This window comes from Companilactobacillus crustorum JCM 15951, from assembly GCF_001434585.1.
Classification (GTDB): Bacteria; Bacillota; Bacilli; order Lactobacillales; family Lactobacillaceae; genus Companilactobacillus; species Companilactobacillus crustorum.
Window position 1 is genome coordinate 1 of record NZ_AZDB01000021.1, and the last position, 25,820, is coordinate 25,820.

General features: G+C 35.3%; 21 protein-coding genes and 1 pseudogene. 14 read left to right on the top strand and 8 right to left on the bottom strand.

Annotation, left to right across the window (positions count from 1 at the left end; genetic code table 11):
- The first annotated feature begins 203 nt into the window (after positions 1-203).
- The 3 genes from FD26_RS06860 to FD26_RS06870 all read left to right on the top strand — a co-directional run bounded on the left by FD26_RS06860 (position 204) and on the right by FD26_RS06870 (position 1,455).
- Positions 204-473 (top strand): hypothetical protein, encoded by a 270-nt coding sequence (locus tag FD26_RS06860; RefSeq protein ID WP_057867693.1) that lies wholly within the window; start codon positions 204-206, stop codon positions 471-473.
- A gap of 6 nt (positions 474-479) precedes the next feature.
- Positions 480-803 carry a hypothetical protein gene (locus FD26_RS06865; RefSeq protein WP_057867694.1) on the top strand — a complete coding sequence of 108 codons (324 nt, stop codon included), beginning with the start codon at positions 480-482 and terminating at the stop codon, positions 801-803.
- 448 nt (positions 804-1,251) lie between these two features.
- Positions 1,252-1,455 (top strand): type II toxin-antitoxin system HicA family toxin, encoded by a 204-nt coding sequence (locus FD26_RS06870; RefSeq protein ID WP_057867695.1) that lies wholly within the window; start codon positions 1,252-1,254, stop codon positions 1,453-1,455.
- A gap of 57 nt (positions 1,456-1,512) precedes the next feature.
- Here FD26_RS06870 and FD26_RS06875 read toward each other — a convergent pair whose 3' ends face one another.
- A complete protein-coding gene (locus tag FD26_RS06875; RefSeq protein ID WP_057867723.1) occupies positions 1,513-1,821 on the bottom strand; it encodes a winged helix-turn-helix transcriptional regulator in 309 nt (102 codons plus the stop codon).
- Positions 1,822-1,975: 154 nt separating this feature from the next.
- Here FD26_RS06875 and FD26_RS06880 point away from each other — a divergent pair, with 154 nt between their 5' ends.
- The 6 genes from FD26_RS06880 to FD26_RS06905 all read left to right on the top strand — a co-directional run bounded on the left by FD26_RS06880 (position 1,976) and on the right by FD26_RS06905 (position 9,862).
- Entirely contained in the window at positions 1,976-2,704 is a 729-nt protein-coding gene (locus FD26_RS06880; RefSeq protein WP_057867696.1) for an SDR family oxidoreductase, read from the top strand.
- A gap of 294 nt (positions 2,705-2,998) precedes the next feature.
- On the top strand, positions 2,999-7,279 hold the full coding sequence (locus tag FD26_RS06885; protein WP_057867697.1) for an adhesive domain-containing protein: 4,281 nt from the start codon (positions 2,999-3,001) through the stop codon (positions 7,277-7,279).
- A gap of 94 nt (positions 7,280-7,373) precedes the next feature.
- On the top strand, positions 7,374-7,556 hold the full coding sequence (locus FD26_RS06890) for a hypothetical protein (RefSeq protein WP_057867698.1): 183 nt from the start codon (positions 7,374-7,376) through the stop codon (positions 7,554-7,556).
- A gap of 86 nt (positions 7,557-7,642) precedes the next feature.
- Entirely contained in the window at positions 7,643-8,704 is a 1,062-nt protein-coding gene (locus tag FD26_RS06895; protein ID WP_057867699.1) for an ABC transporter permease, read from the top strand.
- Positions 8,704-9,378, top strand: a complete 675-nt coding sequence (locus FD26_RS06900; protein WP_198033245.1) for an ABC transporter ATP-binding protein — start codon at positions 8,704-8,706, stop codon at positions 9,376-9,378. The genes FD26_RS06895 and FD26_RS06900 overlap by 1 nt, the downstream gene beginning before the upstream one ends.
- A 13-nt stretch (positions 9,379-9,391) precedes the next feature.
- The gene (locus FD26_RS06905; protein WP_057867701.1) at positions 9,392-9,862 is read left to right on the top strand and encodes a glutathione peroxidase; all 471 of its coding nucleotides are present in this window, start codon (positions 9,392-9,394) and stop codon (positions 9,860-9,862) included.
- A 157-nt stretch (positions 9,863-10,019) separates the two neighbouring features.
- Here the strand turns inward: FD26_RS06905 and FD26_RS06910 are convergent, their stop codons facing one another.
- The 3 genes from FD26_RS06910 to FD26_RS06920 form a co-directional block, all read right to left on the bottom strand.
- A complete protein-coding gene (locus FD26_RS06910; protein WP_057867702.1) occupies positions 10,020-10,469 on the bottom strand; it encodes a hypothetical protein in 450 nt (149 codons plus the stop codon).
- Positions 10,469-11,992 (bottom strand): Y-family DNA polymerase, encoded by a 1,524-nt coding sequence (locus tag FD26_RS06915; RefSeq protein ID WP_057867703.1) that lies wholly within the window; start codon positions 11,990-11,992, stop codon positions 10,469-10,471. Before FD26_RS06915 ends, FD26_RS06910 begins: the two co-directional genes overlap by 1 nt.
- Before the next feature lie 130 nt (positions 11,993-12,122).
- A complete protein-coding gene (locus tag FD26_RS06920; RefSeq protein ID WP_057867704.1) occupies positions 12,123-14,591 on the bottom strand; it encodes a hypothetical protein in 2,469 nt (822 codons plus the stop codon).
- Between the two features lie 246 nt (positions 14,592-14,837).
- Here FD26_RS06920 and FD26_RS06925 point away from each other — a divergent pair, with 246 nt between their 5' ends.
- The 3 genes from FD26_RS06925 (at position 14,838) to FD26_RS06935 (ending at position 19,103) form a co-directional block, all read left to right on the top strand.
- Complete coding sequence (locus FD26_RS06925) at positions 14,838-15,482, top strand: CatA-like O-acetyltransferase (RefSeq protein ID WP_057867705.1); 645 nt, start codon at positions 14,838-14,840, stop codon at positions 15,480-15,482.
- A gap of 165 nt (positions 15,483-15,647) precedes the next feature.
- Positions 15,648-17,129, top strand: coding sequence for an MFS transporter (locus FD26_RS06930; protein WP_057867706.1), 1,482 nt, complete (start codon positions 15,648-15,650; stop codon positions 17,127-17,129).
- Between the two features lie 228 nt (positions 17,130-17,357).
- Positions 17,358-19,103 (top strand): BspA family leucine-rich repeat surface protein, encoded by a 1,746-nt coding sequence (locus FD26_RS06935; protein WP_057867707.1) that lies wholly within the window; start codon positions 17,358-17,360, stop codon positions 19,101-19,103.
- An 81-nt stretch (positions 19,104-19,184) separates the two neighbouring features.
- On the opposite strand, the gene FD26_RS06940 is transcribed toward FD26_RS06935, so the two are convergent.
- From FD26_RS06940 to FD26_RS06955, 4 genes are all read right to left on the bottom strand, one after another.
- Positions 19,185-19,877 carry a M57 family metalloprotease gene (locus FD26_RS06940; RefSeq protein WP_057867708.1) on the bottom strand — a complete coding sequence of 231 codons (693 nt, stop codon included), beginning with the start codon at positions 19,875-19,877 and terminating at the stop codon, positions 19,185-19,187.
- An 86-nt stretch (positions 19,878-19,963) separates the two neighbouring features.
- The gene (locus FD26_RS06945; protein ID WP_057867709.1) at positions 19,964-21,292 is read right to left on the bottom strand and encodes a glycosyltransferase family 2 protein; all 1,329 of its coding nucleotides are present in this window, start codon (positions 21,290-21,292) and stop codon (positions 19,964-19,966) included.
- A gap of 8 nt (positions 21,293-21,300) precedes the next feature.
- Positions 21,301-21,804 (bottom strand): hypothetical protein, encoded by a 504-nt coding sequence (locus FD26_RS06950; protein ID WP_057867710.1) that lies wholly within the window; start codon positions 21,802-21,804, stop codon positions 21,301-21,303.
- Positions 21,801-22,607, bottom strand: coding sequence for an EAL domain-containing protein (locus FD26_RS06955; RefSeq protein ID WP_057867711.1), 807 nt, complete (start codon positions 22,605-22,607; stop codon positions 21,801-21,803). The genes FD26_RS06950 and FD26_RS06955 overlap by 4 nt, the downstream gene beginning before the upstream one ends.
- A 344-nt stretch (positions 22,608-22,951) precedes the next feature.
- Here FD26_RS06955 and FD26_RS06960 point away from each other — a divergent pair.
- Both FD26_RS06960 and FD26_RS06965 read left to right on the top strand, forming a co-directional pair.
- A pseudogene (locus FD26_RS06960) lies at positions 22,952-24,933 on the top strand (PTS sugar transporter subunit IIABC).
- Positions 24,934-24,954: 21 nt separating this feature from the next.
- Positions 24,955-25,779 (top strand): alpha/beta hydrolase, encoded by an 825-nt coding sequence (locus FD26_RS06965; RefSeq protein WP_057867712.1) that lies wholly within the window; start codon positions 24,955-24,957, stop codon positions 25,777-25,779.
- Positions 25,780-25,820: the final 41 nt, after the last annotated feature.

Consider the following 25,820-nt stretch of genomic DNA (forward strand, 5'->3'; position numbering starts at 1 on the left):
GCACTTGACTTGAAAATTGAGGGAAAATATCTATATCACAGTGGCACTCAATATTATTATTGGGTGCCATTTTTTGTATAGAAAGGCGATGTCGTTTTAACTGCAAAAGTACATGTAACTTTACATGCAGGGTTCATTTTCAATGTTGCAGGGGTTCTGCTACTTTAATAATAAATAAGAATGATCTTAATAGGAGGTAGTGCATGGGGAAAAAGGTAGATTATGATTTACTTCATCCGTCGTACAAGGTTTTATATGACATTGTTGGTGAAGAGGGTATGATGAAAATTTACAATCTTTATCGTGGCACGCAATTTCAATTGCCAATGAAATTGTATGACCGAGTTGCTCTGAAAAAGGCGATATCTGATGATGATTTTGATAATAAATCTGTTCAAGAAATTTCACTTCAGTATGGCTTTTCTCCGAGATGGGTACAAAAAACGCTTGCTCATCATAAAAAAGAAGGGTAGTTAAATATGAAGTTTATATTATTTGTATTAGTTGTAGGTGGTATCGGATATTATGCTTATAAGGCGAAACAGGATGGTAAGCCAGTTGGTCATATTATAGGTGTAATAATTAGTTCATTGGTGGCACTAGGTATTTGGGGCCTTAAAGAAGATTCAGATAGAAGAGTTGGAAATCAAAAAATTATGCAACAGATTCATCAAGCATCTGGGAGAGATCTTATGGTTAGATATGATCAATTGGATAATCAAAGAGATCATGATATGAAGATTGCAATCGATCAAGAACTTCAACGTAGATATGGCGATAATTGGAGAAAAATGAATTTTTAAAGTATGTTGGAAATATTGTTGCATTGGTTTCAGGAGTAGTTAGATATTTTGATATTAGATTCTCGATTAAGTTCATACGCAAAAATTAGATGTGGCATCTATTTGTGGATTCTTGTTAATTGTTCCCTTAACAGTTGTTGTAGGTGTGGTTAAAGAAAAATATAGAAGGCATATCTCAATTGTGGCTTTGATGATGATTTTTTTGATTAGGACTTTTTTACATCTATAATTGTCTAAAAGATTCTCTCTAGGTTTGGCATTTTTTGCGGCAGCGACATCTATTTTGGTAACAGTTTTGGATTCAATATTTCAAGATGATGAATAATTTTTCGGCAGTTTTGAAAAATAAATTAGAAATTTAATAAGGCTGCCATTCAAACAGGCAGCCTTATTTTTTTAATATTTTTCAATATTGTGTACAATAGAGGTTACGAGAGGGGGTAATCTGATGGCAATGAAACCCCAAAAGATTGTAAAAATATTACGACAACATGGTTTTGTAAAAAAATCTCAAAATGGTTCCCATTTAAAAATGTATAATCCAACGACGAATGTAACTGTTCCGGTTCCAATTCATCATGATAAGGAGTTGGAACATGGTATCGAAAGTAAGATTTTGAAACAGGCTGGTATTAAAGTTACCGATATATAAAAATAAGGTTATGTAATGAACTTTTCATTGAAACGAGTCATTACATAGCCTTATTTTTTATTCATCACAAAGTGAGCGTTCGATTAAAGCATGATCAATATGCGTATCGCCCCAAGTACAGATGGCATCTAATATTGGTATCAATGATTTGCCATTGTCGGTCAAACGATATTCGACATGGGGTTCAGCGGTTTGATAGTCGTGGCGAGTAATCAATCCATCATCTTCTAATTGACGCAACTGGCTGGTTAAAGTTTTATGGGAAACATCTTTGATATGACGTTGCAATTCGCCAAAGCGTCGTTGACCAGTTTCAGCTAATTCATACATAATCATAATTTTCCATTTGCCTTGAATCATATGCATTGTGGCATCGAATTCATTTAAATATTTTGCCAAAGTATCTCCTTAGTTTTCCACAGGCAGCAGTAACCTTAAAGTGCGTACTTGTTGTCATTAATACCTGCAATTATACTGTAAAGCGTTGAAAAAATCTTTATAAATACGAGGTATTATATATATGAAAAAATTAGTAGTTATTACTGGTGCTAGTTCTGGCTTTGGTGCTCAAATTGCTAAAATCTTTAGTGCCGATGGTTATCCATTGTTATTATTGGGTCGTCGGTTAGAAAAATTGGAAAAAGTAGCTCAGGGGATGGACAACGTAATGTTGGAAAAAGTTGATGTTACTGATTATGCCCAGTTTGAAAAAGCCATCCGCAAGGCCGAAGCCAAATATGGTAAAACTGATTTATTAGTTAATAATGCTGGTGTCATGCTCTTAGGTAATGTCCAAAATCAAGATCCGACAGAATGGCAAACGATGTTGGATACTAATGTCATGGGTGTTTTAAATGGTACACAAATTGTTTTAAATGATATGCGTGAACGTCAACATGGTACAATTTTGAACATGTCGTCATTGGCGGGAAAGAAAACTTTTGTTAATCATGCTGCTTATGTAGCTTCTAAATTTGGTGTTCACGGATTATCAGAAACTATTCGTGAAGAAAGTGCTCCTAAGAATGTTCGAATCATGATGGTAGAACCTGGTGCCGCTGAAACGGAGCTTTTGACGCACGTGACAAGCAAGTCGGCTTTAACAGATTATGAAGCATGGAAAGAAACAATGGGTGGAATTACACTTGATCCTAAACATGTGGCCGAAACTGTTAAATTTATGTATGACATGCCTCAAGAAGTTAATATTCGCGAAGTAGATATTGCGGCAACTAAACAAGATTCATAAGAAAATAACAATGAATGTGATAAAAAAATCATATTTGTTGTTATTTTTTTTACGCAAAAAATTAAACGGAAATTTTTGAATTACTGTTTTTAAAAATTGCCGAAATTTTATCATTTTTGAAATAGTAAGAATAACTCTTTTTTTAGATGTGAATGTTATGGTTTTTTAAGCTATTTTTAGATAACTATAATTATTTACTTATTAAAACTATAAGAATTTATTTTACAAATTAATTTATAAATGCTAGCATTATAAATGTTCAATAAATCACAAATAAAATTAGAGGTGAAGATTATGATAAAAAATAAGCAGAAAGCATTAAATGCGACGATTTATACTTCAGGGGGAATTCTACTATTAATGAATGCTAGTGCTGGAGTTGTAAGTGCAGCTGTAGATAGTAGTCAAAATCGGACCCAAGAAAGTTCTATTATGCCGACGGCAGGTTTGGCTGATATTTCAGTTTTAAGTGATGCTAGCTTGATTTCCACTACTGGAAATAATATGACGCCAAATTCAGATGGAAACTATGACTTATCCTTGAAATATTCTGGAAAAGGGTTGGCTAATGTTGGTTTGGCTGATAAAAAAGTTTTAGTTTACTCTTTACCATCAGAATTACAAGGCAAGGTTAAGAGTGGGGCAATGATAGATATTGATGCTCAATTATTACCAATTGTTCCAGCTGATGTTCCAGGTGTAAATGTTTTATTCACTACGGTAGAAACGGCAGTTGATGTGTTTGCCAAGGCGGTTTCACTAGTGGGAATTGACATCAGTGGATTACAAACGGCAATTGATGATCTGAAAGAACTTAAAGAATTAGGGTCTTATCAAGCTACCTTGCCAGGAGTTGTTTCAGCTGATGGTAAAACTATTTCAGTTGATTTTACTCAAGGGTTAGGCAATTATGTTAATCAAGCATATGCAGCACTGTTCGGTGGCTTAAGAGATGCAGTTGATGGCATCAACTCATCTAATACAGTAGTCAATACGGCATTGACGGTTCTGAAACGTAGTACCACGCCATTGTTTGATTTAATTGATGAAATCGGTGCGGGGAGTTCAACGGTATTGAATTCGGCTTTGAGTGCCAATATTTTAGGACCAACTAGCGGAACTTTAAGAGCAACGGTTAGTGATCCTGGTACGCCAACAGCAACAGTTAGAGCAGCCGTAATCAATAATGCAGTTCTTTCAGCTGAAATAATTTCTCTTATTGATCAGAGTGGCGAACCAGTTACATTAAACTTCCCTAATGATGCAACTGATCCGTTAGCTGACTATCAAGTTGAAATCCCTAAACTTGATCCAGCATATGCTGGGGACACTTCTATTAGTGGTTCGGTAGTTATTAATCAACCAGTTCCGGCTGGGACATCTTTTGAAGCAATTGCAACATTGGGAGATGGTTCTGAAGTTAATGGAACAGTCGATGCAAGTGGAAACTTCGTTATTAATACAGCTGCTTTAACCAAAGATGAAGTTGTCAGTGTAAAGATTAAAGCAACCAATGGAACGTATACTAAAGATGGCAGCCCTGCTACTTTAACAGTAGGTGCAAAGGATGCGACAACTAATCCTCTAGAGAATTATGTTGTCGCAGCTCCAGCGGTAAATCCAGCATATGCCGGTGATACTTCAGTGAAGGGTTCGGTAACATTAACTCAGCCAGTTCCCGAAGGTACAACTTTTAAGGCCATAGTGACATTGCCTGATGGTTCTGAAGTGAGTGGTGATGTTGATGGCAGTGGTAACTTTACTGTAGATACAGGTGAATTGAAAGAAGCCGATAATTTATCTGTAAAAGTAGTGGCAACAAATGGTGAAAATACTAAGGATAGTGCACCAGTTGCAGTAACAGTTCAAGCTGGAATTAGTACTGAGAATCCATTAGCAAATTATGTTGTTGCAGCTCCGCAAGTTGAGAAAGCTACAGCTGGTGATGTTTCAATTAAGGGTTCAGTAAGCCTTAATCAACCGGTACCAGTCGGAACAACTTTTGAAGCAGTAGTAACATTGCCTGATGGTTCTGAAGTAAAAGGCGACGTTAATGCGGATGGCAGTTTTACAGTACAGACAGGCGAATTAAAAGAAGCAGATGTTCTTTCAGTAAAAGTCACTGCCAAAAACGATACCTTTACAAAAGATAGTGCTGCTGTTGCGGTGACAGTTCAGCCAGGTGTAGCAACTAATCCATTGGAAAATTATGTTGTTGCATCCCCGGTGGTTGATCCAGCTACGGCCGGTGACACTTCTGTTACAGGTTCCGTAGAATTAGCACAACCGATTCCCGAAGGAACAACTTTCAAGGCTATAGTAACTATGCCTGACGGTACGGAAAAATCTGCCGAAGTTGGTGCAGATGGTAAATTCACAGTTGATACAGGAGAATTGAAAGAAGCTGATAATTTAACAGTGAAGGTTGTTGCAACAAATGGTGAAAATACCAAAGAGAGTGCACCAGTTTCGGTAATTGTTCAAGCTGAAGTCACAGCAGAAAATCCGTTAAAGGATTACCAAGTAGCAACTCCTACAATTGAATCAGCTATAGCTGGCGATACTTCGATAAAGGGCTCTGTAATACTTAATCAACCGATTCCTGAAGGTACAACTTTTAAGGCTGTAGCAACTATGACTGATGGTACAGAAAAGACAGGAACAATCGATGCAGATGGCAAATTCACAATTGATACAGGTACCTTGAACGAGGGGGATGTGTTATCAGTAAAAGTTACTGCAGAGAATGGAGCTTATACAAAGGATAGTGCTTCCGTTTCAATAACAGTTCAACCAGCGGCAGTAGTAACTAATCCATTAGAAAACTATAATGTTTCCTCTCCAACAGTAAATCCAGTAACAGAAGGAGACACATCCGTTACTGGAAAGGTTATCTTTGAACAGCCAATTCCTGAGGGTACAACTTTTGAAGCTGTCGTTACTTTACCAGATGGTACACAAAAGACAGGTAGCGTTGATGCTAATGGTAACTTTACGGTTGATACGGGTACTTTGAACGCAGATGAAACCATCACTGTAAAGGTAGTCGCTCATAATGGTGATAATCAAAAGGAAAGTACGCCAATCTCAGTAACAGTTGGTTCTAAGATTCCAGATACTAATCCTTTGGCAGATTATAATGTATCAACTCCAGTAGTGAACCCCGCTACAGCTGGAGATACATCCATCAGCGGCAAGGTCACGTTAACCGAGCCAGTACCAGCTGGCACAACTTTTGAAGCAGTGGTAACATTGGCCGATGGTTCAAAAGTTACTGGGGAAGTTGATGCAGATGGTAACTTTACCGTTAATACTGGAACACTTAAGGCTGGAGATGTACTTTCAGTGAAAATAACAGCTCATAATGGTGAGTATTCCAAGGATAGTGCAGCTGTCCCAGTTACAGTATCTGAGAAGTCGGAAGTAAATCCATTGGATAAATATGATGTGGCAGCACCAAAGGTAGACAAGATTATAGATGGCGATACGAAAGTAACCGGATCAGTTGATCTTAATCAGCCAGTACCAGCAGGAACAACTTTTGAAGTCGTGGTAACTCTACCAGATGGTACACAAAAATCTGTAACTCTAGGAGCGGATGGCAAATTTTCAATTGATACTGGGACATTAACTGGAGGAAAATATGTTGATGTACAAGTAGTTGCTCACAATGGTGAATTTGAAAAGAGTGGTCCTAAGGTTTCAGTACTGGTAGATCCTAATTTACCAGTAGTGACGAATCCACTTGATAATTATGTAGTTAGCCCACCAGTTGTTAATCCGATTGTAGATGGTGATACAAAAGTAACCGGATCAGTTGATTTGAACCAACCAATTCCAGATGGCACAACTTTTGAAGTTGTAGTAATCTTGCCAGATGGCAGTGAAAAAGATGGAATGATTGATGCTAATGGCAAATTCTCAATCGATACTGGAAAACTTAATAAGGACGACCAAGTCAAAGTAAAAGCTGTTGCCAAGAATGGTCAATATACTAAAGACAGTAATGTCGTACAAGTAACTGTTGGTGCCAAGGATGCAGGCAATAATGGTGGCGGCAACGGAAATGGCAACAATGGCAATGGCGGTACGGGCGGCAATAACGGAAATAATAATGGTAATGGCGGAACAGACGGCAACAATGGAAATAACAATGGTAATGGTGGAACAGACGGCAATAACGGAAATAATAATGGTAGTGGCGGTACAGGTGGTAACAATGGCAATACAGGTAACAATAGTGGCAGTGGTAATAGTGGTTCTGGAAGCAATTCAGGTGGTACGGGTACAGGTGATGGACTATCAGGTGGCAGCGCTGTCGGGATGAATGCAAGTAATCCTAACGGTGGCAGTAACTCGGGCAGTTTGGGTACTGACTTGATGCAAAGAGGTGCTGTAGGTAGTTCACCTACAAGTACAGCTACTGGGTCACAAGCAGCTTCTGGAAAATCCAGTAACAGTGGACTTCTCCCTAAAGCTGGTGAAAAGACACTTGGAGTTGCTTCTATCGGAGCTATGTTATTGGCTGCTGTAGCGGTAATGTTTAAAAAGATTTTTAAAAGAAAAGATAGTTAGTAAATAGTAATAGCACTCTAACAGTCATGAGGATGATTGCTGGAGTGCTATTTTTTTGTATAATTGATGATATTAATTGAACTGAGGTAGAAAGATGCTAAAAGCTTTAAAAAAAGCAACATTAGTTTTTGTATATGAAATTATTGTTTTAGGAGTAATTTATGATGCGTTGATAGTTTTTCAAATATTAACCAAAAATATTAATGGTCTAGGGGTCTTGATTGGCCTAATGGTACTTTATTTGGGACAGTGGGCTTTCTTCTATTATAAGAAGTAATCCTTAAAATTGTTTAGCCCTCAGCAGGGTGCTAAGCTTAAGTTACTTCTATAATATAAGCGAAGTAGAAAATGTGGGTGGAAAATATGTTTTTAGCGATTAAAGAGATCCTACATAATAAAACTAGATATTTATTAGTTGTTTTTACAGTCTTTTTGATTAGTTATATGGTTTTCTTTTTAACTAGTTTGGCTGTGGGATTAGCTAGAGAAAATAGAACCGCTGTTGATCAGTGGGATGCCAAGACAGTTGTGGTTTCCAGTTATGCTAACAAGAGTATGGTGGTATCAACCATTCCCCAAAAGCAGTATCAGCAGTACACGGATGATAAGAATGTGGCTGAAGTTGGACAAATGACAGTCGTTTCCCAGCTGAAAAATTCAAGTGAAAAAATCAATACGAACGTTTTTGGGGTTGATTGGAAGAGTTACATTAGTCCCAAACTAACGGCTGGTCGTTTGCCCAAGACTAATCATGAAGTGGTGGTCGATGATGCTTTAAAGAATGATTCAATTAAGTTGAATTCGCAAATAAAGATCAATGGCAGCGACAAGTATTACAAAGTCGTCGGAATAACTAAGAATAATAGTTTCTTTGCGGTTCCGGTCATTTTTAGTAATATGGATACTTTTAGAGAATTAAAATATGGCTCTAGTCAAATTAAAAATATTAGTGCTTTGGTTATTAGAAATAACAAAAAAATCAATAAGTCTGGGTTAACCCAAATCACTATCAAAGATTTGGTCAATCATATCCCAGGTTATACTGCTCAAGTACTGGTCTTCAGTTTTATGATTATAGCAATGGTTATTATTACTTTCTTAATTATCGGTATTTTCATGTATATCATCACAATTCAAAAGATCAGTTTGTATGGTGTTATGCGGGCTCAAGGGATTCGAACTGCCAGAATTATTGAATCGCTGTTTTATCAAATTTTAGTTTTGACAGCGACTGGTGCCGGGTTAGCTTTAGTATTTATGGGTGTGACACAGTTCTTCTTACCGAAGACGGTACCGTTTTATAGCGATTGGTTAGCCTATGGTGTCTTAACGCTTGCAATTATAGTTATGGCGTTGTTAGGTGGCTCCTTATCAATGCGTCGGGTTCTTAAAATTGATCCATTATCTGCGATTGAGGGGGAATGATCATGAATTTAGTTGAAATGATTAATGTAAACAGACAGTATGGTTCTGGACGAACTTTAGTGGAAGCTTTGCATCCAACTAATTTTTCCCTTAATAGTGGAGAATTTATCGGTATATACGGTCCTTCGGGATCTGGTAAAACGACCTTTTTAACTATTTTAGGACTGTTGCAATCACCAACCCAGGGGAAAATTTTTGTAAACGGACGTGATATGACCAAAATGACTTCACGCGAAAAAACAGATTTGCGATTCAACAAGTTTGGTTTTGTATTGCAGGCGTCAAATTTGATTCCTTTTTTAACCGTTAAAGAACAATTTAAAGTAGTCGATAAATTTACGACTTCTCGGCGAAGAAAAATGAACCAAAATGAGTTATTGAATTTATTGGATCTGCAAGATGTGGCTCATAATTATCCTAGTAGTTTATCTGGTGGTGAAAGACAACGAGCTGCAATTGCTCGGGCTTTGTATAACAATCCCGACATTATTCTAGCAGATGAACCAACAGCTAGTCTTGACTCTAGTCGAGCTGAACAAGTAGTTCAGTTTTTGGCCAATATTGCTCATGAGTCACAAAAAGGAGTTATTATGATTACTCATGATACTAGATTGCTAGCTGCCACAGATCATGTTTATGAAATGCGAGATGGCTTTTTAAGACAACAGAACTAGAGGAGGTAAAGATATGTCAAAAATTTATGAATTTTCAGAGACAGAGATGAATGGTTTTACAATTGATTTCAAAGATTATCAAGGAAAAGTATTATTGATTGTAAATACTGCCAGCAAGTGCGGCTTAGCTCCCCAATTTGAGGGACTAGAGGCTCTATATCAAAAGTATCATGATCAAGGCCTAGAAGTATTAGGATTACCTTCAAATCAATTTCATCAGGAATTAGCTGATGATAAAGAAACTAGTGATTATTGTCAGATGCACTATGGCGTTACATTTCCAATGACTAAACGAATTGAGGTCAATGGGAATCAAGAAGATCCATTATTTACATATTTGAAAGATGCAGCTGGTCATGGCAAAATAAAATGGAATTTTACCAAATTTTTAGTTAGTCGTGATGGTGAAACAATTGAACGTTTTGCACCAGTTACTAAACCTGAAAAGATTGAACCTAAAATTTTGGAAGCATTAAAAAGATAAAAGTGAAGCCCAGATTTATAAAATATAATAATAATTTAATGGAGCAATCATAAAAAGATTGCTCTATTTATGGAAATACGATTGGTGTTAACGTTTTTAAATCTAGTAAAATTAAAGTGATGGAGATAAATTTTAAGGATCCAATGATTTTAAATCATTAGGATCCTTTTTTAGGCGAATCATTATTATTTAGCAATTGAATCAAACGAATATTTAAAATAACAATAGAAGTATCTTCAAATTCAGCACGTCCCTTTTTCCAATCAAGTTTCTGCAGGTAACCTTTGAGATGCTCATAATAACCTGATTCGTCGTTGAAATAACTGATGTCTACTTTACGGGGATGATTAGTTAGATATTCTAGTTGTCGCTTAATTTTATCTTCTTCAGTTGAATTAAGATATTTTTTGCGAGCGTAGTCTTTAGTTTTTTGCTGAATCAAATCACTAAAACCTTCTAAGGCTCCAAAAGGAGCAAACTGGAAAGCACGATCTAATTGATTCATAGGTAAGTGGCGTTTGGAATGATGATAAGGAATAGCCATAATATCTTGATAATCGTCGGTATTATTGAAGATCTTTTGTTCAATTAATTTTTTCTCATCCATTAGGCGTGATGTCCTCCAATCTGATTGTTACGTTGAATAGTTGTTGAGCCTTCAACTAAGTCGGAAGCTTTTAAGATGATATTGCGATTATTAAATCTTTTTTGAAGGTCAAGAATGGTTTCTTGGATTTTACGATCTTGCAGACGTTTTGACTGAGCTCTTTGATCGTCAATGATTTCTTCTTCAGCATTGCCAAAGAGATCGATCTGTTTAAATTGTTCTTTTTGTTTAGCTTCAGATTCACTGATCAAATTATTAACGGTTAAAGTTATACGTCGAATCAACATTTTATTGTCGATATTGTTTTCGTAGAGTTGTTTAAAAGTATGTCGTAGTTCACTGGAAGACGAGGTGGGGGCACTTAATTTAATATGGGCATGAGCTGGTTTAGGAGTTTTTCTTCCGTAATAATCGGTAACTAATTTGCCATTAAAAGCATTATCTATTTGTAGACTAGCGATATCGTAATTGATGAAAATTCCAATACGATCAGTAAGACATTTTTTTTGAACCAAGTCTAAAGCCAGATTGTCACTCATCCCTCGAACAATTTTTAGACCGTCTTCATAGGAAGTAGGTTTCATCAGAACTTGCCCAGAATATAATCCATGGTCATCAGAGCGATAATTTTTGATATCGGTAAGAGTAGCAAATTCATTTCCCCAAGCGTGGTCAATCAGCAATTCGGCATTTTTACCAAATTCATGGTAGAGGACTTCTTCATTCATTTGATCGGAAAGCGTTCCTAATGAACATCTGGCAATATCGCCCATAGTGTTCAAACCTAATTTTTCTAAACGTTTGGAATAGCCACGCCCAACTCGCCAAAAATCAGTTAGGGGTTGATGTGCCCATAATAATTTTCGGTATTGTCGTTGATTCATTTGAGCAATTCGAACACCATCAGCATCCCCAGGAATATGTTTGGCGACGATATCCATGGCAACTTTAGCTAAATATAAATTAGTTCCAATACCCGCAGTTGCGGTAATGCCCGTCTCTGCTTGTATTTCTTGAATAATAGTCTTGGCTAAGGCATGAGCTGTTATGTTATGTGTATCCAAATAATCAGTGACATCCATCAATACTTCATCAATTGAATAAACGTGAATATTTTTAGCCTCAATAAACCGTAGATAAATTCCGTAGATTTCAGCACTTTTATGCATGTAAAAATTCATACGGGGTTTGACAGTTTTGTAGCCTATTTTTAAAGTAGGGGCATTGAGTAAATGCTGGCGGTTGATTGAAGAATATTTGGTTAAACGGTGATATTGATTATTATTCATTCGTTGACGGTTTAATTTACGGACGATTTGTTCCACTTGAAATAGTCGAGGACGTCCAGGAACACCAAATTTTTTTAAAGCAGGGGAAACAGCTAGGCAGATAGTTTTGTCTGTTCTGGAGTTGTCAGCCACTACTAAATTAGCATTTAGGGGATCTAAATCATGAGCAACACATTCAACAGATGCATAAAATGATTTTAAATCTATTGCCATATAAGTGTGTTGTTTTTCCATTTTTTAGTGTCCCTCCTTGATCAGTGAAAGTAAAAACGGGTGCAATAAATGCATCCGTTTTATTTTGAAATGCAAACTGTTGTTCGCATATTATTATATCATTTTTAGAAGTAAGTTTTGGATATTTTTGTTAGTTATTATTTAATGCATCAGTAACGCTCCATGAAAGAGTTCCGGTATATTGACCGGCAGTATTAGCACCAAGCTGCTTCAAAAGTAATCCGGTATTCTTATTCCAATCATCGGAAATGTTGTCAGTATTGCTAGTCTCGTAGCTAGTAGTATTTTGATCAATGAGAGTTGGCGTTGAACTGAGAGTGCTGTACGTCGAATTACTATCTTTGCGGTAAACTAAAGCCAAATTTTTATTGAGAGTTTGACCATTAAGATAGAGACCCTTAGTAGAAACACTAAGCAGCCAAGGCTCACGTAAACTGGTAACACTTAACTTGAAATTAGTTTTACGATGTAAATATTTGGTCGTATCGCCAGCATTGATATTTTGAAATGCTAAATTATTAGAAACAGTCATACTTAAAGTCTTATTGGGCTTGGTGATGACTTTATAAGTAAGAGTATTAGAAACTAAACCATTAGCTTGATCGATAGCTTTTATAGTTACTGTTTGAGTAGAATCTTCAGTAAAAATATTCCAGAATGTATCGTCGTCCATTAGACTCTTTAAATCAATAGTCTGATCATAACTAGTTCCAGATGCACTGGCACCAACTGTAAATTCTTTTCCACCAGCTGTAATCTGATAAAGAATATTAGTGGAATCTTCAAAGCTATGATTGTCGCTATAAGTCAGTTCAGTAGGAAGATTTAGAGTAGCATTGTCTAGTTTATACAATAAATTCAATTCATTAGAACTATTGGTGTTAGATAATTTCAAAGAGTAAGAAGGATTGGCTAAAATTGTAAAGGCGGGACTGTTAGTTGTAGATATTTCATTCGAACCGATAAATGTTGCAACAGATTTAGCAACATTTATGTTGCTTGAAGTTTTATTTTTAGCAGTAGCGTTAATAGTAATTGTAGCTGTTTTACCTGCTGCACTAGCAGTCGTCCCAATAGTTTTGGCTAAAGTATGTTGAATAGTACTATTGCTTAATTCGCTTGAACTGATATTTTCTGTTGTTCCGTCGCTATAAGTGATTGTAGCGACATTTCCATCACTGTCAGGTGTTACGGTAGTGTCGTCAGGTATTTTGATCTTAGCGGCAATATCTTTCCAATCTTCGTTACCAGAAATATAATTTAATTCGTAATTTAGTTTTAAGGAATCACCGTCAGCAACTGTATTGTCAGTTGAAGATTCAGTGATTTTTTTATTTCCCAAGGTTGTATCGACAATATCACTATCCGCATCAGCATAAAGAAGGCCAGGGGCTGAATCTAAGGCAACTAATTTTGAAGCAACATTAGAAGAAGCACCATTAGCAGCAGTGAATCCCCAACGAACCTTGCCATCAGAAGAATTCAGTTTGGACGTATCGACGGGAATTGAACTAGTCAATTCCTTGATGTCGCTTTTAGTTGAGGTATTGTCACTGTAGTCGATATTTTTATCATTATAAGAATATTCAAGGGTTGCTTTAGTACTGCCTGATGAAGCTGGAATCCATTTGATCGTTACATGATGCCATTGAAAGGGGTTGCCATATTCGTCAGTACCATCGGTTAACTGAGCTTGCTGAGCGCCATCGTGAGCAAGTACGTAGCCTTCGGTCCAAGGTGAATAAGCTGATGATAAACTGTCAATTTTTTTATAAGGGTTAGCAAAGCTAGGATAGGTTAAAGCAATGTGACCATAAGCGCCTCCAGCTCCATATTTAACTTTATCGGAAAAACCTGATGACGTTAAGCTGGTTGCTGAAGTTCCTAATTGAGTATCATAACCATCTAGTGAAAAATAGGCACCGTTAACTATTTGAGAAATGCTGGGTGGAACAGTGAGTCCGTCATTATTTATTGGTGCTGTTGGGGTATAAAAACTGTTATTGTCAGAATCGAATTCCAAAGCAATACTATTTTGAATAGCAGTTTTTTGGATATAGCTTTGACTAGCAGCAGTACCAGACACTATTGTGAACTGAGAAGCATCATAACCATATACTCCTAATCCTTCAAGTCCGGCCCCAAGGGCTGCAATACCTTTATCATCGTTTTGGAGGACAAAGGCAATTCCTTCACTGTTGACATCCTGAGAACCATCGCCAGAACCAAAATAAAGCCATGCCGAAATAGTTTGTTCCTTATTTATATCAAAGGTTTTATCATTCGACCATATGGAACCGTAAGTGTTTTTACCACTGGCCAAGGCAATAATATTACCATTAATTGAATTGTTTCCAGAGGTATCTAAGATTTGGGCTGAATTGGTAGTATAAATATCGCCTTTCTCAGGAACTGAGGGAGCAGAATTGGACATATATTTGTCGACAGAAATACCACTCGGTGCGGCCTTTAAAACAGATAGATCGGTACTATCCGTCAAACTTGCAGAAACGATTGTATTATCAAATGAAATGAAACTAGAAATACCTATTAATAGAAAAGTTACTACCAATAAATTTTGTTTTAAATTGTAATGCATAAATTGTTGCCCCCCAAGAATAAGAACAAGTATTATAACTATTATACATTCAAAAATAAGTTATAAATCAAAAATAATATTACAAAATAATAACATTTTTATTTAAAGACATATAAAATAAAGAAAAAATATTTGTATTTTGATTACTTTGAAATCAAATTAGTATTTAAAATTTTTGAGTTCCAGCAAATTTTTTTAAAAGATGTATGATGATCGTAACAACAATAAATTTTAGGAGACTATCATATGACATTCACCAAAATTGATTTAGATACTTGGACTCGTAAGGAAGTTTTTAATCATTATATCGGTCAGAAAACTACTTATAGTATGACGCATGATATTTCAATTGCTAAAGCAGTTAAGTTTGCAAAAGATAATAATTATAACTTTTATCCTTTGTTTATTTATACAGTTTTAAAAGTTATCAATTCTAACTACTTATATCGTATGGATTTCGACGATCAAGGTGAACTAGGCTATTATGATACCAGTGTGCCATTTTATTCTGTGTTCGATAGTCGTACGGAATTGTTTTCTAATATTTATAGTCAAGATACTTACACCTTTGCGGAATTTAATCGTAATTATTTAGTCGATGTAAAAGGATATCGTGGAATGGGTAAACTATTCCCTCAGGAAGAGATTCCTAAAAATGTCGTAAATATTTCCATGATTCCTTGGATAAATTATTCTAGCTTTAATTTAAACGTCAATAACAAAGATAACTATTTGTTACCGATCGTGACAGCGGGCAAGTTTGAGAGAGCGGCTGGCGATATTAAATTGCCTGTGAGTTTCCAAATTCATCATGCAGTTTGTGACGGTTATCAGACAGCACAATTCTTCAATAAATTGCAAGATTTGATGGATCAGCCTGAGAAACTATAAGTCTCTAGTTATATTGTATGATTAGTAAAATAGTCCTATAATTGAAAGTGAGATAATCATTTTCAGTAAATATATTTTTTAAATGTTACTTAGAATTTAAGACGTTGCACGTATGTGTAGGTCTTATTTTTTATTGACGAATTAATTGAGGGAAAGAAGTAGGGCATGAGTAGAAATCGTAAATTATTAGTCACTTTTGCATTGGTTTTGTCTAATATGATGGCCGGACTGGATGCGACTATTATTAATACCGCGTTACCAGCTATTATTAGTGACTTGCATGGGATTCAATATATGGGTTGGATCGTTGCTATTTTTCTATTGGGGATGGCAGTTTCTACACCATTATGGAGTAAGTTCGGTGAGAAGAAAGGAAATAAGGTTGCTTATATTACAGCCACGATTGTTTTTATGATCGGAGCCTTGTTTCAAGGATTAGCACCTAATATTATTTGGTTTATTACCGCTAGAAGCGTTATGGGAATTGGTGCAGGTGGTATGAACACGATTCCCTTCATTATTTATTCGCAGCTTTTCAAAAATATTAAACGTCGTTCACAAGTTATTGGCGTGGCATCAGCTGGCTTCAGTGGAACATCAATTGTCGGACCTTTAATTGGTGGTTGGATAGTTGATACATTTAGTTGGCACTGGGTATTTTATATTAATTTACCTTTAGCATTATTATCAATTACGATTGTGGCATTTTTCTTCAATATTAAAGAAAAATTGAATCAAGCTAGAGTAGACTATCGTGGTGCTATCCTGATGGTTTTAGGATTGACTTCTTTCTTAGTAGGAATTCAACTTTTAGGAGTTTCTTCAATCTTTATTACAATTGCTTTTATCGTTATTGGAGGATTATTGATATTTTGGATGTCTCGTGTTGAGAATAAAGTTGATGATCCGATTGTACCTAATCGCTTATTTAAAAATGAAAAATTAGTAATTGATTTGATCTTATTTGCCTTATTGTGGGGCTCGTTTGTGGCCTTTAATATTTACATTCCGATGTGGGCTCAAGGAATTATGGGATTAAGTGCTTTGATTGGTGGAATGACCCAAATACCGGGAGCTATTGCTAACTTCATTGGGTCGGAATTAGAGCCTTTGATCCAAAGAAAAATGAGCCGTTATGCGATTATTGCTATCGGAACATTCGCCTTTTTCATCTCATTTGCAGGATTGTATTGGGCCAGTCAAACTGCTAGCTATACTTTTCTATTGATTATGGGAGTTTTTGAAGGTTTCGGTGTTGGTGTCTGTTTCAATGCTTTATTGATTGCTGTTCAATTTGATGTAGAACCAAGAGATGTCCCAATTTCTACATCATTTGCTTACTTAGTAAGAATCCTTAGTCAAACATTTATGTCCTCAATTTACGGTGTTATTTTAAATTTAGCATTGATTCATGGTGTTAAAAATAGTGGCGGTCACATTACGATGTCAATGATGAATAAGTTGAGTAATGCGGCTGTAGCTAAGGAATTGCCTAAAGCTTATGTCCCTGAAATGAAAACAATCTTTTTCCACGGAATTCATAACATTATGTTGACGGCTTTGATATTGATAATTTTAGTTATCATAATACTGGGATATCTGTTCAGACGTGAAGCTGTTAGAAAAACGCAATTGAAAACAAATTAATAAAATGAGCAGAACAAAATATTGCTTAATTTTTTAGTAATTAAAAAGTTCCAGTGTAGTCAACCATCAGGGTTGGTACACTGGAACTTTTTTTGAAAATTATATTCTATATTTAACAAAAGTATATCCTAAATTATTTTTATTTTATAAACTATAATCTTAGCGAGATTTTTAAAATAAATATTGTTATAGTGAAAGCGTAATACATATGAGCTAGGGGGGAATCATATGAAGTATAAAGCTTTAGTATATAGTGGGATTTTATTGATATCGTTAATAACTGCTTCTAGTCAGATGGTTAAGGCATCTGACACAACAACGGCAGGGGCACTAACTACAGATACAGTAGAAAATAATGCAGATACTACTTCCACTACTGGGAGTACTAGCAATGAAAATAACCCAACAATTATAGCTAGTGGTAATCTTGGTACTACTGCAGATTGGACTATAGATAGTGACGGTTTATTGACAATTCATGGTGGAACTGTTGACCAAAAATATGTGGGCCTTACTTCTAATGGTGTGGATATTAAACAACCATGGGGTGATGACTATCTTGAAAAAATTACCAAAATACGGATTGTTGGTCCGAAAAAACTTGTGCTTCCCAAAGATGCATCAGGATTGTTTTGGAGAATGAATAATTTAACGAAAATTGAAGGTATGGAAAATCTTGATACAAGTCAAGTGGTAATTGCTGAATCGCTATTTCAACAGTGTTCTTCGCTTAAAAATTTAGATGTAACACATATGGATACTAGTAAAATGACGGATATGTTTCAAATGTTTAATAAAGATACCAGTCTTGAATCACTAGATCTTTCTAATTTTACAACTGATAAAGTAACTGATATGAGCGAAATGTTTGCTGGGGATAGTAGTCTCACCTCGTTAGATTTATCCAACTTTTATACATCTAAAGTTAAAAATATGAGGCTTATGTTTGAATATTGTTCTAGGCTAGAGGTATTAAATTTGTCAAAGTTTGATATAAGTTCCCTTTGGGATGATGATCCATATAATTATGCATCAATGTTTTATGAGGCTTCAAATCTAAAAGAATTGGATTTAAGCGATACTAATCGGGAGCAAATAGCTCAATTAGGTCCACTAGAATATTCAGAAGCTAAATGGATCTCAGTGGGTAAGGGGGATATTAACAATCCTTTACCAGAAAAGTCAGCTGTAGGAAAAGGGGCATCTGATAGTAATCCTAATGATGTTTTTGAGGATACAAGTGGTTGTACGTATATGGTTGAACCAGATACATTTTACGAGGGATCTGATAATGTAACAGTTAATTCAAATCTTGATAAGAATGGATTGGTAATTACGGTTCCCAAACAAATGGCACCTAGATATATTGGTAGCTCCTTATATGTTGATGTACCTAAGAAGACAGGCTATACTAACTCACCAACTCAAATTAAAGTTTCTGCAACTAAGAATGGTCTGGTAGCTGATCCAACAAGTGTTGTTTATACTAAAGATAAAGATACTGGATCTTCATCGCATCATTCCAGTGGTTCAACGCAACCAAGTAAGCCAGCTAAGAAGATTATGGAAACAGATCAGTATTTAACTGTTAAATCTAACACTAATGTAGCGCCGCTGTATAATACTTTTGAAACTGAATGGACCGATAGAGCCTTAGCACCAAGCTCTAGCTGGTATAGCAATAAAGTAATGACGTATGATGGTAAGACATATTATCAAGTTGCTACTGATCAATGGGTCAAATCAAGCGACGTTTATATTTATCAAAAATCTGATACCATTGTTAGAACTCGTGATAAGGAAATAACTTATCTCAAAAATATTTCTGATAAAGAAATTACCAATCGTGGATTAGCTGCCAACACTGATTGGAAAGCTGATCAGTTGGTTAATATTAATGGTCAAGATTATTATCGTGTGGCAACTAATGAATTTGTTAATGCTAAAGATGTTGATTTAATATATTCCAAATAAAATAAAGCCTTCGGAACATTAAGGTAAAAAAAACGACAACTCACTTTTGAGTTGCCGTTTTTTCATATTATGATGTAAATATTATTGATTATAAATATTTTTTAAACCATTAAGATCTGCTTCGGATAATTTAGAAACGCCTTGGTCAACGGGATACATAACTGAATTGGTGTAAGAACTGTGTCCTAGACCTAAAGCATGTCCTAATTCATGCATGGCTACAGAATTTTTAACTGACATATTCGGATAGGTCATATTTAGTCCAGCCCGGCCACTGTTAATAGCATAGTTATTGAGCTGTAAAGCTGATGGACCACCGTTTCCTAATTCAACCGTACTGGAAACAATGTTCTCAATTTTTTTGTGATAAATAAAGAAGGTCAAATTGTTTTGATTAGGCTGAGCAGTTCCTGGAATTATTTTAACGATACCGGTGTTATTGTATTCGGTTATTGCATTTTCAAATATCTGACGAACGTTTTGAGGAACATTTTGTTTGAAATGGTAATAATAAGTACTTGAGGTATGCATATTTTTTAAGGGCGATTCAATCGGAGTTGCCACTTTTCCTAGTTGGTTCTCAGAAGTGGTTTTAGTTTCACCACTAATTTCTTTATTAATATTAGCCCCAATTAAGTAAATATAAGGTTGAATCTGTGAATTAACTGCTTTTAATTCACTTTTGGCCTTTGGAATAATTTGGGGATTGATTTCGACGATGGCAAAAATTGCGGCTATACCGACTATCCAAGCAATCCATGAATTTCTTTTCATTATTACTCCTTAAAAACTCCTTTTTATGTCTAAGTAATCATAGTTTTTTAGACTACAATTGTCTACTCTAATGTTTAAAGAAGTGATTATTTATGATTTTGTAAGGAGCTTATTTTCGGACTGACCCAAGTACCTGATCCGAAACCTAAGATAGTTTTCATAGCAGGAATTAAAGTTGTTACAACTGTAAAGGGATTGACCATCCAATAAAACAACATGTATAGGGGCGCAAAAAAGGCATATTTAAGTTTGGCACCATTATGATCAAGCAGGAGGGCTGTGAAAAGTTGTAGGCAACCAGCAATTAATTCAAAGGTCACAAAGATAAAGGAAATACCAAAACCGTGGAATAAGCGTTCGTAATTGCCATGCAAAGCTAGCCAAATCATCGTGAATAAGAAGGCAACTGTGGTAATGACAAAAAAGAATGACCAAACGATTGATAAAGTAGAATCGATGAACATCGACATTTGATAACGCCGCTTAATAGGATGGAAAATAAATTTCTTTATATTAGTTAACCAAACTTCAGTACCACCTTGAGCCCAACGACGGCGTTGTTTATATAATTGACCAATTGTTTCTGGAACGTTCATGTGAAAGATAATGTTAGGGGCAAATCTAGGAATAGCACCGATTGATTGGTGGTCCCAAGCAATACTGATATCTTCTGTGGCCCGATCTTGTCTGAAACCACCGACATCAATGAGAAAATCTTTTTTATAAAGAGTGTTGGCACCGCTATAAGCATACATTGAGTCATTAATAGAGGTTTGACTACGTTTAATGACACCAACAATACTAGAAAATTCAACAGTTTGAGATTTTCCAAGAAGGGTACTTCGATTTTGGACATCCATATTAGCGGTTACTGCAGAAGTATTCATATCACGGTTATGTATAAAGAAATTCATATATTTCATTAAAGCATCAGGCTCTGGAATAGTATCGGCATCGTTACTTAGAATATATTCTCCTTTGGCAAAATGCATACCGATATTGAATGCATGGGCTTTACCTTTATTTTTTATAATGTTGATGGTTCTTAATTGAGGATACTTTTTTTGAAGCTGTTTAATGATAGCAGCAGTATCATCAGTTGAGCCGTCATTCATAACTAAGATTTCAAAATTACTATAGTTGAGATTTTCAAAAAGGTAAGTAATGGTCTCTTCTATAACCACCTCTTCGTTATGAGCTGGAATCATGATGATAATCATTGGCTGTTTTGATTTAGGCAAAACTTGCCAATCGTCATCGCGCTTATTTGATTTTAAGAAACGATAGCATAACGCGCCACAGAACCAAAAGAATGATCCTACGATCGGATATAAACATAGAATCAATAAACAAATATTAATCGTAGTAGCCAAAGGCGTTGATCCCAAAATATGATTAATAAAAATATTTGACATTTTTTCTCCTAATGTATGTCATCTAAATTTTTGTGAGCATATAGTTCTTGTATTTGATGTGTTTCCAAGTTTTGTTCTGGTTGAACGTTATATGTACGAACATTTTCCCGAAATTCTTTGTCGCCAAAACGTTTATCAAAAAAATCATCAATAACTTTCTTGCGCTTTTTTTGATTGATCGGATTATAAGTAGGCCATTGTTCAGCTAAACGATCACGTTTGCGGTTCTGGATCAAAGTTAAACTGATTGAAAAAATAGCCGTCATAACGAAACTAAAAAGTAGAATGGTACCAATAAAAATAATTTCATAGATTCCTTCATGATAATCCCAAATATGGGGAATACGGCTGTCAAAACTCGCCCATAACGAAGTTATTGTGATAGTAATAGGAAGAATGACGGCAATCCATCCTAAAATAGCTACTATAGTTTGTCGTATTTTTAGTAAAATATGTCCAGGTTCAAAGTATTTATCTGTATATAATTGTTGTTTTTTATTATTTTTTTTCATGATTGCTTTCGATTAGGATTTTGAGGATGTCCAAAAAGATATCCTTGACGTGTTTTGATATTTAGCTGTTCAGCTAGCTTTTCGTCTTTTTCGTCTTCAATACCCATTAAAATTAAATTGATGTTATTTTCTTTAGCTATTTTGTTCCAGGACTGCAAGTTTAAATCTAACCAAATATTAGGATTCTTTTTTCGAAAATTGCGCATTGAACATTTTATGTTATCAATAAATGGCAACATCCATTCAATATCTTTTAAATTTTTAGAATTGGAACCAACGTTATCAATGCTGAATTGCATATTATACTTACGTGCCTGCCGAATTCTTTTTTCAAAGAGATATTTATTTTGAAAGTGGATAACTTGACCAGGTGTATATTCAATTGATAGGTTCATCGGTTCTATTTTTGAAATAGCCCAACGAACAAAATATTGAAAATCAGGACTAATAATTTGATTGTATTCTAAATTGATTGAGAGGGTTATTGGTTTAGCCGGTAAGGATTTGAAGGTGTCTTCTAATAGAAAAACAACACGCTGCAAGGGCAGAGAATCTAAATTAGCCGGTAATGACCAAGTGTTGTCAGGCTTTTTTTGTCTTAATAGACATTCATAACCGATAATTTTACCAGAATAATCAACTTGTTTTTGGATAAAATAACGTAATTCGAATTCTTTATTTTCTAAATAATTATTACTAGATTTTCTTGAATGCCAATAGAAAATGCTAATCGTAAGTATAGCGGTAATCAAAGTTATAATAATTATCCAAATTAACATCCATTCAAATTGTAAAAAATTCATTATAGTCTCCTAAGAAATAAATAAGCATAAAAGTAATTATAACTCATGCTAGATAAAAATATTATTGAAACTAGTAAATCATATCTGATGAGGGACATTTTAAAAGCCTGCTGATTAAAAATATATTACAAAATGTAGATTATATTTTTGCCGATAATGAAATTAAATGAATTCAATCGAAAAATAACAAATAAAAGTAGGTTAAATTAATAGCAATTAAGCTTGCTCTTAAAGCAATACGAACTTTTAAGAAAAATTTATTCGAATAAATATTGACGACCAACATGTTTGAACATATAATGTAAGCGTAATCAAAAAGACTTAAGCAAAAGGGACTGAATATTATGAGCAAGCAGACGTTGATCTCATTGGTCGCACCGGCCAATGGTAAACTTTTGGCCTTATCTAAAGTAAATGATCCAGTTTTTTCACAAGGATTGATGGGCCAAGGTTTTGCAATTGAACCCACATCGGGTAATATCGTTGCTCCAGCAGATGGAATAGTTACACTTGTTTCAGAAACTAAACATGCCTTGGGAATAAAAACTAAAGATGGGGCCGATATTTTAATTCACCTAGGTATTGATACAGTCGAATTAAATGGAAAACCATTTGAAGTTGCAGTTAAACCAGGTGATGCTGTTCAAGCTGGCGATTCAGTTATTAAAATGAACCTGCAGATGGTAAGAGATGCAGGCAAAGAAACGACAATTATTTTGGCACTTACTAATAGTAATGATATTTTACAGGAGTTATTAACAACTAATTTTGATAAGGATGTTGTCGCTGGAACAGTGGTTGCCGTAGCTACAGTTAAAGCTGGTATTGATAACAAAAAAAATAGTACCGTCAAAAAAGGTAATGGAAAATACGCCGATCTAGCAGCGGATATTGTGGAAAATGTCGGTGGAACTGGCAATATTAACAGTGTTATCCACTGTATAACTAGATTACGTTTTTATTTAAAGGATGATGCTAAGGCAAACGATGACAAAATAGAAAATATGAAAGGCGTTATTACTGTTGCTAAAGCAGGCGGCCAATATCAGGTTATTATAGGACAAGCAGTTACGGATGTTTATGACGCCGTTATAAATCAAATTGGAACAGAATATACAGATGCGGAGGCAACTGCTGAGCAGTAGAAGAAACAACTAAAGCTGCTAGTAAAGAAAATTTAGGCTTAGGAAGTAAAATCAAACAGGGCGCAAGTAACTTTATTGGTGTTTTAACGGCCTCTATGATTCCCATTATTGGTATTTTAGCAGGATCTGGTATTTTAAAAGGTATTTTAGCTGCTTTAACTGGATTTAAAATTTTATCAGTAACAAGTGGAACTTATGTCATTTTAAATGCTGTAGGCGATGCGACATTTTATTTCTTGCCAATTGTTTTAGGATTTACTGCTGCCAAAAAGTTAGGATCGGATCCAATTGTTTTGGCTATTGTTGGAGGAATTTTAATTTATCCTCAAATTGTGACCTTAGCAAGTAAAGCAGGTACGGCAAGCACTAACTTTTTAGGTATTCCTACAACTCTGGTTTTATATACATCTTCAGTATTTCTTATTATTGTGGCGGCCTGGTTAGGTAAATATGTTGAACAATTTTTAAAAAAGATAATTCCAACATATATTAGAAGTGTTTTTGCACCTATTTTAGAGGCATTAATTCTTAGTTTAATTATTATAATCGGCGTTGGTCCAATCATTACTGTCCTAAGTAAAGGCCTATCTAATGGATTAGTTGCTATTTATAACTTTAGTCCTACTCTATGTGGCTTTGTAATTGGTGGAGTTTATCAAACGATGGTAATTTTTGGATTGCATTGGGGACTTATTCCAATTGTTATTAATGATATTGCCACTAATGGTCATAGCTATATTAATTCAATTCTTTCTATCACAATGGTTGCTCAAGGTGGAGCTGTTCTAGCTGTTTTCTTAAAAACTAAAAACAAACATTTGAAAGAAATGTCTTTAGCTGCTGCGGTTTCAGCTTTCTGTGGCGTTACGGAACCAGCACTTTATGGTGTTAATTTGAAGTATAAACGGGTCTTTGTGGTTGCAAGTATTGCCAGTGCTATTGGTGGAGCCTTGACAGGATTCTTAAGAGTTGATAACTATGCACTTTCGGGTGCTTTGATTGGTTTTCCAGCCTTTATAACGCCTGGAGTTGGAATCGGCAGCAATTTCTATGGATATTTGATTTCTCATTATGCTACATTAGTAATTGCCGTAGGAATGGTCTATCTATTCGGATTTACTGATAAAATGCTAATTAAGAAAAATGATCCGATGGATTTGAACAAAGTAAATGTAGCTTAAAAGTTAAGGAGATACGATGATATGGACGCAAAAGAGTATAATCTAGAGATCTCTGATCATGAATTTAAACTTAAAGGATATTGGCTGGATCAAATAGAAGATTTTGGTCAAGCAGTTGAATATCCAGTAGTGATTATTTGCCCAGGTGGGGGTTTTACTTTTCATTCAGAAAGAGAAGAGGAACCAATTGCGTTAAGATTCAATTCTTTTGGTATGCATGCGGTAGTTATGGAATATAAATTGATTGATGAAGAACCAGTTTATCCGACAGCCTTGCAGCAATTGGCTAAAACAATTGATTGGATTGAACGTCAGCCCGATTCTCGTCACATTGATAAAAAAAGAATTATCCTTGCCGGTTTTTCAGCAGGAGGCCATTTAGTAGCTGCTTATAACGGTGCTGGAACGGACCCTGAGTTGAGAAAAAGGTATCAAATTGACCAATACATCGGAGAACCAGCTGGAGTTATATTAGGATATCCAGTCATCGATATGACAATAAAGGGAAGCTTTCCTAATGATAATAAGGTTTTACATGAGATCAGCAACGATCCTACCTTTTGGAAAACTGAAGATCTTCTGAATCAGAATTCTAAGCCAGCTTTTGTCTGGCAAACTAGAACTGATAATTTGGTTTACGTTATTAATACTTTGTTATACGTTGAAAAAATGACTAAGTTAGGTTTGCCAGCTGAATATCATATGTTTGGATCGGGTATTCATGGTTTGGCATTTGGAACTTATGTAACGAAAAAGCCTGGAAAAGATAAATATTTGAATGCCTGGACTTCAAAATGGATTGAACTGGCTCTAAATTGGTTGCAGATGATGAAACTCCTAGGATAAAAAAGACAATTTCTAAAAATTCGGTTAATACCTGATTTTTT